This window comes from Corynebacterium sp. KPL3927, assembly GCF_040225835.1.
Classification (GTDB): Bacteria; Actinomycetota; Actinomycetes; order Mycobacteriales; family Mycobacteriaceae; genus Corynebacterium.
In genome coordinates this window covers 16,102-29,116 of the sequence record NZ_JBEHGD010000024.1, presented here as the reverse complement: position 1 = coordinate 29,116, position 13,015 = coordinate 16,102, and the positions used below count along the sequence as shown (strand labels likewise).

Genomic DNA, 13,015 nt, shown 5'->3' with positions numbered 1-13,015 from the left:
GACCCACAATGAACATCCTCTCTTACGGACACAAGATCCGCACTAATCGGGTGTCCACTAAACGAGGGTAACCTCATAAGGAGATGAACCCGGCAGTGTTGGTTTTGGGCTTTCTCACATCAAAGACAGTCACGACGGTTTCGTTCCAGCCACTACAGAGATTGACACAGTTTTACATAACGCCCCCGACTGCAAAGGCGGCTTAAATGCAGGAAATGGCAAGAAAACATGCTCTTACCCAATCAATGGAAGGGTTATGACGGTTGTTGCCACAGAACGAGTAGATCCCGCAAGCGGAGACGGCCGACCTGTCGGAATAATCACTGCTTTCTACCGCTAGGAGAATAGTCATCAATCAATTTGTTTCTATCACAACTGATGAAATCAAGTTTTTGAAAAATATATCAACCCAAATGTTTCAAGACACCATACTTCCAGAGGAAACAATTTTAGCCGGAGTCGGCATCCAAGCGGGAAGAAACAGCGGCTCCCCCGAAAATCAGCTCTGGTACCACTTCGACCTCTTTAACCCTAGACTTCACGAAGGAAACGTCGTTCGCCTTTGGGGAAGATTCCCTGATTTAAGTAGAAATGAAGAATCTATCGAGTGGGATGAAATACTTCAGGGCTCTGGTTTCGTAGAGATGTTCCTTACCTCAACTCCCGAAAAGAATAAATTAAATTCTATGGAATATATCCAGAAAGGATGATTGTCAATGACGTGGAAAAGGGTCTCATTTTAATGGGCTGCACTTTACTAACTGCAGTGTCCCCCGTCACCGCCCACGCATCTGAAAATAATCAGTATCAACCTGGGGACACCGTGCCACTCTCTGTCGACCCAGACGGTTTTCTCCCCGACACAACTAAGGGCGGAATTAGTTTCTTTTCCGCTTCGTCCCCGGTTGCTACCTGCGTTAACGTCCAGCCAAGTGCTGACAACGTAAAAGTAACAAATAACTGCCCAGGGAAACAGGGAATCAAAGTCTTAATCGCTTTCGGCAAAGATTCTGAATGCGTATATCTCGAACCTCACGCAACGCACGATCATCACTTCGGCAGCTGGTTCAACCACAGAGCAAGGTTTGATGGAGTTGTTTCCTGCTAATGCTCAAGAATATCTAGGATAGGTATAGTCAGTCTGATTGTCGCGTACACGGTCGGTCTGGGACAATAAAATAACCCCAACCAAGGTCCAAGTTGGTTGAGGTTATCGGACCTAATGGGTTGTGTCCTTTAGTGTGGTGTATCTGTAGCCCGCGGTAAGCCTTGTGCCGGTGCACAGCAAGGCGACCATCACGGGTACCTTTCGAATCAACTTCAACCTATCCTCGAAAGGAATATGACCGCGATGGCCGCTAACCCCCATCATATCGATCCCACTGCGTATCTGTGTGGATTTGGGGTAGTTGGTACCGTGAGTCCGCGTAGTTGGTACCAGGGTTACGGGTACCTGGTACTGCAAGGGTTTTTCTTTCATAGTTGATGTTGGCGACACCACGATTCGTTGGTGTCGCATCAACTTCTACTTGGAAAGAGGCCATTGTTGTGGCTAACTTCAAACAGATCCTTGCGATGTTCCTTGACGGTGCTAGCTATACGCGGATCGCACATACATTCGGGTGGGGCCTAACCCCCGACGTGTCCATTTTCCGGGGGTCAGGCCGCACTTCAGCCTGTGGCCCGGACGGTGAATAAGACCTGCCACAATACTCACTTGCCAGAAAGCGCCGGTGTAGTTAGGTAAACTAGGCAGGGTTGACCATTATCCCCGATTAGTACATGGATTGAGACTACTTACGTGTCTGAAGAACCAACCCTGTATCCCGATACGCCCATTGAGGATGTCACCCTCGAGCGCATCGGTGAGATTTTTGACTCCGAAAAGCTCGAGTACCGCGTAGAAGAACAGACCGTCGGCGAAGGCGAAACGGTAAAGATCCTGCGCACCGGCTTTTCCAATATCGCTATTGCCCTGCAGGTGCGTGACGATGTCCTCGTGGCGGACTCCGTCTGGCGCGGTAATGCCCCAGCCTCGGAGGGCCCACAACTGCTCATGGTTCTCAACAAGTGGAACCAACAGCACTTCGCGCCCACCCTGCGCTTTTTTGAGTCGTCCGAAAATAATCTGGCCGTCTCCGGCGTGCGCGAAATCAACATTTCCCATGGCCTGTCCCGCAACCAGATCGGTGCCTTCGTAATGTCCACCTTGGACTCCATGCTGCAGTCCATGGCTTTTGTTGAAGAGCACTACCCACAGCTTGTCACCTGGGAGGAGCATAACCATGACTAATGCATCCACCGCATCCACCGAAAACAACTTGCCCGAGGTCGATCTGGACCGCGTCGTTGCCGCCATGGGCACCTTCGATATTGAGCTGACCAAGGTGGAAGGCGAAATCGACGCCGCCACCGCCAACCTCAATGGCCTGCCCACCATGTTTGCGGTCTTGGATTCCGTTGTCATCGTGCGCTGCGATGTGCCAACCGATGCCTCATTTTCCAAGGCCGATGCCGGGCTCTTCCTCGCCGCCAACCAGATCAACTCTGTCGCATTTGGCGCGCGAGCCGTTATTTCTGAGCACGATGACATGCTCGTCGTCCGCACCGAGCGCGACATTCCCGCCGCGGCCGGAATGACCGATGAGCAGCTCACCACCGCTTTGAAGAAGGCCGTCGACGCCGTCATCAACGGCCAGGACGCCATGGTGTCTGCCGCCGAGGAAATGGCCAAGCTCGGATCTGAAACCGCTGCGAAGGCCGGAAACGGCAGCGAGGAAAACTCCACGCCGTCTGACAACGCTTAAGCCGCCTTACCTAAGGCCTTCTCCCCCGCACTTGTTTCGCCCCGCCTCGCGCATTCGCGTGCTAGGGCGCGGCGACAGTGCGGGGATTTTTTGGGCGCCTTGCCCTCTTGGGCTCTAGGCGCCGCGGCTAGTGCCTAGTCCACGTCGAGGATGCGCTGCTTTTCTTCCTCCGGATCGAATTCGGGCGCAGGCCACGACAGGTTCAGGTGCCGCAGTGCATCAACAATGAGGTATTTCAAGGCCATGCGCGCGTATTTCTTATTATCCGTGGGGATAACAAACCACGGCGCCCAAAGCTCATCCGTCCGGCGGATGGCATCCTCATAGGCCGCCATGTATTTATTCCAATAGCCGCGCTCTTCAAGATCTGAAGGATCGTACTTCCAGTACTTATCCTCGCGCTCGGTCCGCTCAATGAGGTTTTCCTTTTGGAACTCCGGCGAGATGTGCAAAAAGACCTTCAAGATCTTTACCCGTTTTCCGGCGAGCTCTTGCTCATACTCACGAATCGCCTCAAAACGGCGGTCGATCTCTTCCTCATCTACCCACTCGTGCACGCGTTGAATCAAGACGTCTTCGTAGTGAGAACGGTCAAAGGCCACGACCTGGCCAGGAACCGGATCGTGTTTGCGGATGCGCCACAGGAAATCGTGTTTCATTTCCTCTTCCGTGGGCTTGCCAAAACCGACGGTCTTCGTGCCCTGCGGATCAAAGACGGAAAAGACATGGCGAATGGCCCCGCCTTTGCCGGAGGTATCCATTCCTTGCAGGACTACTAAAAGCGAGGGTGCATCATCGGCATGCGCCCTGCCATTAGCAAAAAGGCGCTCCTGCAAATCATAGAGCTCATCGTCATAGTGTTTGAAGCGGTCTTCTAAGTCAGACTTTGAGCCATCGAATCCTGGAGTCGCCGTGGGATCGACATCGGCAAGCTGAAAGGTCTTTCCGGCGCGGAGGTCGAGCGCATCTTTGATCTTAAATTTACCCATGGCAATTATTGTACAAACGCCAGGGTGTGGAGCGGGTGGACCGGGCGAACCGGGGCTGGCTCCCGCGGCGTCTCGCATCGAGGGAGGCAGGAGTAGTACCCCGGCCGGTTCTTTGCCTCTATAACTAAGCAAGCCGGGGAACTAGAAATGAGCTAGGAGTTGTCCGCTTCCGTTTCCGCGCTCGGGGATGCTTCCCCTGACTCCTCTGGCGTTTCTGCGTGCGTCGAAGGCGCGGAGTCCTCTTGGGAATCCTCGGAATCCTCGGCTTCCGCGTCGTCGCTTTCTTCCTCTTGACCGACGTTATTCATCGGGCTTAACTCAGAACGAGATTGCGCGACGTCATCCAAGACCGCGTGGATATACGGTGCGGCTTGATCGTGGGAATACTGCGAGGCCAGCTCCACGCCCTCCACGACGGCCGTCGCGGTGGGAACATCCGGATTAAACAATAGCTCCCAGACCGAAAGGCGCAGGATCGCGCGGTCGACAGCGGGGATCCGGTGCAGCTCCCAGTTCTGGGAAAGGTACCTCGAAATCGTGTCATCGATAGCGTCTAGCTCTTCTGCTACGCCTTGGACGATGACCTTGGTGTAGTCCGCAATCGGCGCTACAGCGTGGCGATCCTCGCGCGCCAAGGCAACGCGATCCTCAACGATGGCGACGGGATCAACGTCTCGGTTCTCCGCTTCATAGAGGATATCCGCTGCGCGCCGCCGCGCCCGATAGCGCGCGGTATGCCGTTTATAGTTGATATCCCGCTTAGCAGTGTTATCAGACAAGATAAAGCCCTAGTTGTTGACGCGGGACAGGTACTCGCCGGTGCGGGTATCGATCTTTAGTACATTGCCGATTTCAATGAACAGCGGAACTTGGATCTCGGCGCCAGTCTCCAGCGTGGCGGGCTTGGTGCCGCCGGAGGAACGGTCACCCTGCAGACCTGGTTCGGTGTGCTCTACCTTGAGGTCAACGGAGATAGGAAGCTCCGCGAACAATGCCTCATCTTCGTAGAAGGACACCTGCACACGCATGTTCTCCAGCAGGAAACGGGCAGCATCGCCAAACTTCTCCGGCGAGAGCTCGAACTGCTCGAAAGTCTTTTCATCCATGACGACATAGCTGGTGCCATCGTTGTACAGGTAGGTCATGTCGCGACGGTCCACCGTAGCGGTTTCTACCTTGACGCCCGAGTTCCAGGTCTTGTCCACGGTTTTTCCGGAAACAACGTCCTTAAGCTTGGTGCGCACGAACGCTGGGCCCTTGCCCGGCTTCACATGCTGAAACTCGGTGATCTGCATCAGCTTGTTGTCAATCTTGAGAACGAGTCCGTTCTTGAAATCAGTAGTATCAGCCATTGCGGTTAAACTCCCGAATATTGTGGTTGAAAGGTTGAAAGCAAAGTATAAGCCTACCGGATAGCCCGCACCCGCCGGGCTACCGGTACCCCCTAAAATCTTCTCCCCCTAGGAGGGAGAGGGCACGGGACCAAGCCTACCTATACCGGCAGCTCCGTAAAGTCCTTGGAAGCGGCGGTAATGATCTTTGGGGCTCCATCGGTGATGATGAGCGTATCTTCGATGCGCACGCCGCCCTTGCCCGGCACATACACGCCCGGCTCAATGGTCAGGGTCATTCCCGGGGCCAGCTCTCCCTTACCGGTCGTGGCGGCAAAGGGGGCCTCGTGCACGTCCAAGCCCACGCCGTGTCCGGTGGAGTGCACGAAGTAGTCGCCATATCCGGCGTCGGCGATGATGGTACGGCAGGCAGCATCGACATCGGAAAGCGAAGCGCCCGCTACCGCAGCCTCGACACCAGCCTGCTGGGCGCGCAGCACCACATCGTAGATTTCCTTGGCAAAGTCGTTTGCCGTGCCCACGACGTAGGTGCGGGTGCAGTCAGAGTTAAATCCGCGCAGGTGGGCACCAAAATCGATGGTGACCAAGTCCCCATCTTCTATCACGCGATCGTCCGCGCCGTGGTGCGGCATTGCGGAGTTAGGGCCAGAGGCCACGATGGTATCGAAGCTCACTCGCTCCGATCCCAGGATGCGCATGCGAAATTCCAGGTCAGCGGCAACTTCGCGCTCCGTGCGGCCCGCCCGCAGCGAGCCTGCGGCAAGGAGGTCCTCCAATGCCTGGTTAGCAATCGCTGCGATCTCCTCCAGCTTTTCCAGTTCTACAGGATCCTTCGTGATGCGGATATCTTCGATGATTCCGGAAATGGGTACCAAGGTGACCCCATCCGGTGCAGAATCCTTCAGATCTTCCAATTCCGATACGGACATGTAGTCAGCTTCAAAACCGACGCGAACCGGCGACTGAGCATCATCGAACTGCTGCAATAGCACCTTACCTACAGCGCGGCCCTCTACAGCTTCTAGATCCGGAACTTCTTGGGCAATCTGGGTGGTATAGCGGCCATCGGTAGCCATGAGCGCGGAGAGATCCTTGCGCAGCAAAAGCCCACCGTTGGAGCCGGAGAATCCGGACAAGTAGCGGACGTGGATTAAGTGGGTTACCAATACCGCGTCAATGCGCTGACCAGCTAATTCGGCGGCTAGCTTCCGGCGGCGATCGCTGAAACGGGTATCTGCAAGTGCCATAAAATCATCCTTTGCGGGGATCGTATTGAAGTGTAAGAATTTATTCTTCCACTATATCCATTTCCGCGGCGACGATGGCCAGGTTCAGTACCTACTTACCGCTTGCGGCCGAAAGGGCGCGTTTCGGGCCGGCGATTATTGGCACAGATAGTCTACTGCGGCGCAGTATCCAAAGACCCCTAGGCCGGCGATGACGCCGCGGGCAATGGGGCTTAGATAAGAATGATGGCGGAATTCTTCGCGAGCATGCACGTTGGAGATATGCACTTCCACGAACCCGGCGCCATCGGCAATCTCTGCCAAGGCATCGCGCAAAGCAACGGAGGTATGCGTCAGACCACCTGGGTTAATGATGACCGCACTACCAGCATCGGCGGCCGCGTGGACCTTCTCGATGAGCTCGCCTTCAAAATTAGACTGGAAAAACTCGATGTCTGCCCCGTGCTTCACCGCACGATCAGACACGAGCTTTTCAACATCGCTCAGCGTCGTGGAACCATAGACGTCCGGTTGGCGTTTTCCCAACCTATTTAAGTTCGGACCATTGAGAACAACGATTTTCATATCTACTCCGTGATGGCGGCATACGCCGCTTCTAATTCTTCGCGCGAAGGACCCTCTATCCGCGTCGTCGCACCGATTCCGGTCAGAGCCACGAAGCGTATCTTCCCATCGCGATTTTTCTTATCATGGGTCATCGCCTCATATAATTCCGCGAATTTGCCAGGCTGATACGTCGTAGGCAGGCCGATATTGCGCAAGATGCTGCGGTGCAAATCCACCAGTTCTGCATCTATCAGGTCCCGGCGATGGGAAAGATGGGCAATAAACATCATTCCTACGGCTACCGCATTGCCGTGGCGCCACACATACTTTTCTTGCCTTTCTACCGCGTGGCCAAAGGTATGCCCATAATTGAGGGTCTCGCGCAGCCCGGCTTCCTTGAGATCTTCTCCCACCACCGCAGCTTTCACCGCGATGGAACGCTCAATCAATTCGGGCAGGACACCGCGTGGGTCAAGGCAAGCATCTGGATTTTCCACGTAGCGCTCTACAATGAGCGGATCATGAATGAACCCAGTCTTAATGATCTCAGCGGAACCAGCCACGATCTCCGCCTGTGGCAGCGTGTCTAGGCGTTCCAGATCGACGAATACAGAATCCGGCTCGTGGAAGGCTCCGACGAGATTCTTCCCAGCCTTAGTATTGATTCCAGTTTTCCCGCCCACTGCGGCATCCACCATGGCAAGCAGGGTCGTAGGAACCTGAATCACTTTAATTCCGCGCATCCATCCGGCAGCGACAAACCCTGCCATGTCGGTGGTGGCCCCGCCGCCTAAACCGATGACAATATCGCTGCGGCTAAAGCCGGCCTCACCAAGGCGATCCCACACGCCTCCCACTACGCTAAGCTGCTTGGCCGCCTCAGCGTCCGGTACCTCGCACAAGACGGGGATGACGCCCTGTGCTTCTACGGCTGCCGCAAGTTCTTCTGCGGCGGTGCGCAGGGCGGGCTGGAAGATGATCGCTGCCTTATCGGCGCCCGTGTCCGCGCAGCGCCGTGCGATATCTTCGCTGAGGCCTGCCCCAATGCGGACCTCATAGGGACTCGGTCCGTTAACGGCGATGGTGGGCATGAGGTTGTCCTTTCTACGGAGCGATAGCCTGCAGGATCGCGCGGGGTTAATTACCCGCCTAGAGGGTTTCTAAAAAGCCCAGGATATCGCCCACGACCTGCTGCGGGGAGCGAGTATCCGTGCGCACGCGGAAATCAGCGACTTCCAGGTAGAAGGGCCTGCGCGTTTCCACGATAGAACGATAGTGTTCAACCGGATTATCCGCCGCTAATACCGGACGGTTGCGATCACCGGCCGTGCGGCGCGCGCCTTCTTCTGCGGAAATATCGAGGAATACGACGGTGTGGCGCTCCAAAAGCTCACGCGTGGAGGCCGTCATCACCGCGCCCCCACCAAGGCTTATTACCCCACCCTTCTGCAGGGCTGCAGTGACATGTTCGGCCTCAAGCTCGCGAAACGCTGGTTCGCCTTTCTCACTAAAGACCTCACCGCAGAGTTTTCCCTCGGCCATTTCAATCAGGTGATCCGAGTCCACCAGATCGCAATTCAGCGCATGCGAAAGCCGGCGGCCAATCGTGGATTTTCCCGCACCTGGCGGGCCAATCAAAACGACGCAAGGATGTGGCTGTCCCGTTACATCGGTTGGGGTTGTCATCATTTACTCCTGGTTAAAGGCGAGACGCTGCGATACGTATTCTTCATATGCAGCAATGGCGCGGGTGGTTTCGCTCAAGCTATCCCCGCCAAATTTATCTAAAACTGCCCGCGCTAGCACGAGTGAGACCATGGCTTCAGCCACCACTCCTGCGGCCGGCACGGCGCAGACATCTGAACGCTGGTGAATTGCGGTTGCATCCGCACCTGTTTCCATGTCAATCGTGTGCAAGGCGCGCGGCACCGTGGAAATCGGTTTCATGGCGGCCCGGACACGCAATTGCTGTCCATTAGTCATGCCGCCTTCCAAGCCCCCGGCCCGGTTGCTTAGCCTTGTGATACCATCTTCGGTGCGGACCATCTCATCGTGGGCTTCGGAGCCGCGTCGACGCGCTTCTTCGAAGCCATCGCCGATTTCTACGCCCTTGATGGCCTGAATGCCCATCAAAGCCCCGGCAAGCTGTGCATCCAAGCGGTCATCGCCGGAGATATGTGAGCCCAGGCCAATCGGTAGGCCATCGACTATCACCTCGACGATGCCGCCTAAGGTATCGCCCTGTTTTTTTGCGGCTTCAATCTCTGAAATCATCGCGGATTCGGCGTTCTTGTCAAAGGCGCGCACCGGAGAATTATCAATGTCCTCGATATCCACAAAGCTCGGGGAAGCACCCGCATAGGGCTGCGATCCGCCAATGGAAATCACGTGGGAGAAAACCTCAACGCCCACAGTTTCCCGCAGGAAGTTGCGCGCTACAGTCGCAGCGGCAACACGTGCGGCGGTTTCCCGGGCAGAAGAGCGCTCCAAGATGGGGCGGGCCTCGCTGTGGTTATACTTCACCATGCCCGCGAAATCGGCGTGGCCTGGGCGCGGGCGCTGCAAGGGTGCACCCCGGCCCGAATTCATCGCCTTGGCTACGTCCTCATCCTCCATATCGATGGGATCTGCGGACATGACGGTGGTCCATTTCGGCCATTCAGTATTGCCAATCATGATGGCAATGGGGCTACCAATGGTCAGCCCATGGCGGACGCCGCCGAGCAGCGTTACCTCATCGGCTTCGAACTTCATGCGCGCACCGCGGCCGTACCCTAGGCGGCGCCGTGCAAGCTGATGGGAAATATCAGCACGGGTAATGGGCACTCCGGCCGGCATGTGCTCCAACATGGAGATCAGTGCCTGGCCGTGGGATTCACCAGCGGTAGTCCAACGAAGCATGCGGGTATTATCGCACGGCACCTATCCACAAGGAGCAACTAGGCACCCCAATATATTCGCCTCCCCCTCAAAGAGGGTATGTAAGACCATGACCAGCCCAGCGGATACCACCATCGAGGGACCGTGAGGCACGCTGCCCTTGACGCGCCCTACACCGCTTGCCAGCAAGGTGATTACGGCGGCGCCGCCACAGGCGATGAGAACGGCCAATGGTCCTGCCACAGCGCCAACGAGCATTCCTAGCGGCAAGGCCAATTTAATATCTCCCCCGCCGATGCCAGCACCCCGCAGCGCGACCAGGAGATATAGCACCGGCCACAATAGACCGCCCCAATTGACAAAAGTGACAGATAGAATCCCGGCAGGGATCGTCAGCACATCAGGCAACCGTCGCTCGCGGATGTCCCACCAGAACAACGCGCACGCCCACAGGCCATAAACTATTCCCCCGAAAATCCCCATGACATAAGGCTAAGCGCCGCCCTGCCACTCTTCATGGCATGGCGGCGCACATGGGCGTATTCCCAGAAAGATTAGAGATTGCGAAGGCGAAGCTCTTCTTGCAGTGCCGCAACCATCTCTTCGCGCGGTGCGGTAAGACCGGTAAATTGCTCGAATTGACTAAATGCTTGATGTGCCAGCATGACGTGCCCACCCACGGTGAAATAGCCATTCGCAGCGGCGCAGGCGGCGAGCGTCGTGGGCCACGGATGATAAATCACATCGAGTACTGGGGCGTGGGCAAGCTGGAAGCGATAATCCTCTAACGCTGCCGAAGGAACGGTAGAAATAATCAAATCCGCGGAGCGAGAAAGATCCTCGAGATCATCGTCAAAAGTAGCGTACTGCAGATTGAGTCCCAGCCGGTCCGCCAAAGGCTGGAGCTCTGCTTGGCGGTTCGAGCGGTTCAAGATGGTTACCTGGTCGATTCCGCGTTCTGCTAAAGCCCACAGCGCCGGACGGGAGGTTCCACCCGCGCCAATGATAAGGGCCTGAGACACGGGCCGGAGCCCGATGAGTTCTTGCAGCGCGCCGCGCACGCCCTCAGTATCTGTGTTGTCCGCGCGCCAACCGTGCTGGGTGCGAACCAAGGTATTGGCCGAGCCAATGAGCTGTGCCCGCTCGCTTTGTTCTTCCGCAACCTCGAGCGCGGCGAATTTACCGGGCATGGTCACGGAAAAGCCGCGGTACTCGGGACCACAATCTTCCAAAAATGGGGCGAGGGTATCGTCCGTAACCTCAAAGCGGGTATAGGACCAGTCCTTAAGCCCGACTGCGCCATACCCTGCGTTGTGCAGGATAGGCGATAAGGAGTGAGCGATGGGACTACCGAGTACTGCGGCGCGCGGCATGGGTTCGTCTCTACCTTTCTGACTGCGGCCTACGGCCTATTCAGCCGGTTGATCCGAGGCGGCATCGCCGTTGCCGGCGCCTGCTCCTTCGCCCTCGCGCTGCGAGTCGAGGACGCCGGAGCGGATGGCATCATCCACGCGGTCCAGGTGCTCATCGTAGGTATCAGAGAACACGGTGGTGCCGTCCTTATCCACGGTGACGAAGAACTTCCAGTTACCATCGGCAGGTTCTTCCATGGCGCGGATTGCCTCATCAGAAGGCGAGGAAATCGGCGTATCCGGCAGGCCTTCCTTGGCGTAGGTATTCCACGGCGTCTTCTCACCACGCGCCTCATCGGTGGTGGCAAGCTCAACGTCTTCCAGCCCGTAGTTCACGGTGGAGTCGAACTCCAGGCGCATCGGCTCGTCCAAGCGGTTCAGGATGACGCGGGCGACCTTGTCGAATTCGCCGGCGGGCGCCTCACGCTCCACCAAAGAGGCAGAGGTCAAAAGCTCGTACGGCGACAAACCGATGGCCTTAGCGCGATTTTCGATATCGGTTTCCTCATAGCGCTTGGCAGAGCGGGTAATAAGGTCCTTCAAGATATCCTTGGCGCTCATATTCGGGTCCAAGACATACTGACCAGGGGCAATTAGGCCCTCAATACGCTTCGGGTCATTGCCGCGCTTCTTGATAGCGTCCAGTGCCCAATCGGGTGCTCCGAGTTCCTTAGGATCGGTTTCCGCCGCCGCCTTTTCCAGCTCTTCCTTCTCCAGGCAGTTGCCGTCATCGCAGCTAACCTGAGAAATCAAGGAGTAGATGCCGAAGCGCACGTCGCCGCCAACGACCTTCACATCTTCCAGGGTTGCACCGCCTTGGACCTCAAGCATGTCCACACGATTATTTTCATCGAGCAATGCCTCAACCGCATTCGCCGCACTCATTTCTTCCTGCAGGCGGTAGAAGCCAGGCTGAATCTGGCTGGCACTGTGGTTCATCGAGGACGCCGAGTCAAATGCCTCTTGGGTTTTGACCACATTCTTTTCCACAAGCGTGGGTCCCAGCTCGGACATGGTGGACCCTTCGGGGACCTCCACCAATTGCGTGGTGCCGTTACCGGCCCCTTCGTAGTCGGCCGAAGAAGTGCTGATACGTACTCCGATGTAGATCAGAGCTCCTAAAATGACGATGACGGATGCGACCACCACGGCGATGCCGCGCTGGCGCCGCTTGACGTACTTATCATCCATCGATCGCCCGAGGCGTTGTTGGTTACGGCTCACGTGTTTAGTCTCCTGAGTTTGAAGGCTGGGCTACTGCATCATCCGAGCGGAGCGCGTTAGCACGCCCATCCAGCCAGGACTGTAGTATTTCCACCGCTGCAGCTTGGTCAATGATTTTTCTGCCCTTCTTTTCGGACACGCCGGACGCGCGCAGCGCGGTGGTTGCCGCTACCGTCGTCAAACGTTCATCAGCCAAGCGTACTGGTGGTGGAACTTTATCTATATTTTCATCTTGATTCAAGCGGCGTCGAATCCGAAACGCAATTTCTTTCGCGTGTTTTACACTTTTTGAGCCATTTCCCTGTAAATCACGCGGCAAACCAACAATGACTTCTACCGCGGAATATGCCCCAATAAGCTCCAGAATACGATCAATGTCTTCTTGATCGCGGTCTTTGAAACCGGTCTTCCTGGGAACGGTTTCCACAGGGGTAGCGAGGGTGGCCTCGCGGTTGGATACCGCGACGCCAATTCGCACTGTGCCTACGTCGAGTGCTAACCGGCGGCCTTCGCCTGGGTCATTGACACCCGGGGAATCTGGTTCAACTTTTGCCACAA

Annotated in this window: 16 protein-coding genes; 4 read left to right on the top strand and 12 right to left on the bottom strand. The window is 56.4% G+C overall.

Going from position 1 to position 13,015, the window contains the following annotated elements:
* Positions 1-413: 413 nt before the first annotated feature.
* The 4 genes from ABRP86_RS10140 (at position 414) to ABRP86_RS10125 (ending at position 2,807) form a co-directional block, all read left to right on the top strand.
* Positions 414-710, top strand: a complete 297-nt coding sequence (locus ABRP86_RS10140; RefSeq protein ID WP_302521202.1) for a hypothetical protein — start codon at positions 414-416, stop codon at positions 708-710.
* Positions 707-1,108 carry an alpha-amylase inhibitor gene (locus tag ABRP86_RS10135; RefSeq protein ID WP_023022516.1) on the top strand — a complete coding sequence of 134 codons (402 nt, stop codon included), beginning with the start codon at positions 707-709 and terminating at the stop codon, positions 1,106-1,108. Before ABRP86_RS10140 ends, ABRP86_RS10135 begins: the two co-directional genes overlap by 4 nt.
* Before the next feature lie 693 nt (positions 1,109-1,801).
* Positions 1,802-2,293 (top strand): YbjN domain-containing protein, encoded by a 492-nt coding sequence (locus tag ABRP86_RS10130; protein WP_005283185.1) that lies wholly within the window; start codon positions 1,802-1,804, stop codon positions 2,291-2,293.
* The gene (locus ABRP86_RS10125) at positions 2,286-2,807 is read left to right on the top strand and encodes a YbjN domain-containing protein (protein WP_302521201.1); all 522 of its coding nucleotides are present in this window, start codon (positions 2,286-2,288) and stop codon (positions 2,805-2,807) included. Before ABRP86_RS10130 ends, ABRP86_RS10125 begins: the two co-directional genes overlap by 8 nt.
* A 134-nt stretch (positions 2,808-2,941) precedes the next feature.
* On the opposite strand, the gene ABRP86_RS10120 is transcribed toward ABRP86_RS10125, so the two are convergent.
* From ABRP86_RS10120 to ruvX, 12 genes are all read right to left on the bottom strand, one after another.
* Positions 2,942-3,796, bottom strand: coding sequence for a PPK2 family polyphosphate kinase (locus ABRP86_RS10120; protein WP_349864092.1), 855 nt, complete (start codon positions 3,794-3,796; stop codon positions 2,942-2,944).
* A 152-nt stretch (positions 3,797-3,948) separates the two neighbouring features.
* Positions 3,949-4,575, bottom strand: coding sequence for a transcription antitermination factor NusB (gene nusB / locus ABRP86_RS10115; RefSeq protein WP_502879811.1), 627 nt, complete (start codon positions 4,573-4,575; stop codon positions 3,949-3,951).
* A gap of 9 nt (positions 4,576-4,584) precedes the next feature.
* Entirely contained in the window at positions 4,585-5,148 is a 564-nt protein-coding gene (gene efp, locus ABRP86_RS10110) for an elongation factor P (protein ID WP_005283196.1), read from the bottom strand.
* 140 nt (positions 5,149-5,288) lie between these two features.
* Entirely contained in the window at positions 5,289-6,395 is a 1,107-nt protein-coding gene (locus ABRP86_RS10105; protein WP_349853738.1) for a M24 family metallopeptidase, read from the bottom strand.
* A 135-nt stretch (positions 6,396-6,530) separates the two neighbouring features.
* On the bottom strand, positions 6,531-6,959 hold the full coding sequence (gene aroQ, locus ABRP86_RS10100) for a type II 3-dehydroquinate dehydratase (protein WP_023022530.1): 429 nt from the start codon (positions 6,957-6,959) through the stop codon (positions 6,531-6,533).
* Between the two features lie 2 nt (positions 6,960-6,961).
* Positions 6,962-8,032 carry a 3-dehydroquinate synthase gene (aroB, locus tag ABRP86_RS10095; RefSeq protein WP_023022532.1) on the bottom strand — a complete coding sequence of 357 codons (1,071 nt, stop codon included), beginning with the start codon at positions 8,030-8,032 and terminating at the stop codon, positions 6,962-6,964.
* A gap of 58 nt (positions 8,033-8,090) precedes the next feature.
* Positions 8,091-8,630 (bottom strand): shikimate kinase, encoded by a 540-nt coding sequence (locus ABRP86_RS10090; RefSeq protein ID WP_349853740.1) that lies wholly within the window; start codon positions 8,628-8,630, stop codon positions 8,091-8,093.
* A complete protein-coding gene (aroC, locus tag ABRP86_RS10085) occupies positions 8,631-9,842 on the bottom strand; it encodes a chorismate synthase (RefSeq protein ID WP_349864089.1) in 1,212 nt (403 codons plus the stop codon).
* A gap of 21 nt (positions 9,843-9,863) precedes the next feature.
* Entirely contained in the window at positions 9,864-10,304 is a 441-nt protein-coding gene (locus tag ABRP86_RS10080; RefSeq protein ID WP_349853742.1) for a prepilin peptidase, read from the bottom strand.
* A 71-nt stretch (positions 10,305-10,375) separates the two neighbouring features.
* Positions 10,376-11,194 carry a shikimate dehydrogenase gene (locus ABRP86_RS10075; RefSeq protein WP_284796087.1) on the bottom strand — a complete coding sequence of 273 codons (819 nt, stop codon included), beginning with the start codon at positions 11,192-11,194 and terminating at the stop codon, positions 10,376-10,378.
* A 36-nt stretch (positions 11,195-11,230) separates the two neighbouring features.
* A complete protein-coding gene (mltG, locus tag ABRP86_RS10070) occupies positions 11,231-12,424 on the bottom strand; it encodes an endolytic transglycosylase MltG (protein ID WP_349853762.1) in 1,194 nt (397 codons plus the stop codon).
* A 37-nt stretch (positions 12,425-12,461) separates the two neighbouring features.
* Positions 12,462-13,013, bottom strand: a complete 552-nt coding sequence (gene ruvX / locus ABRP86_RS10065) for a Holliday junction resolvase RuvX (protein ID WP_349853743.1) — start codon at positions 13,011-13,013, stop codon at positions 12,462-12,464.
* Positions 13,014-13,015: the final 2 nt, after the last annotated feature.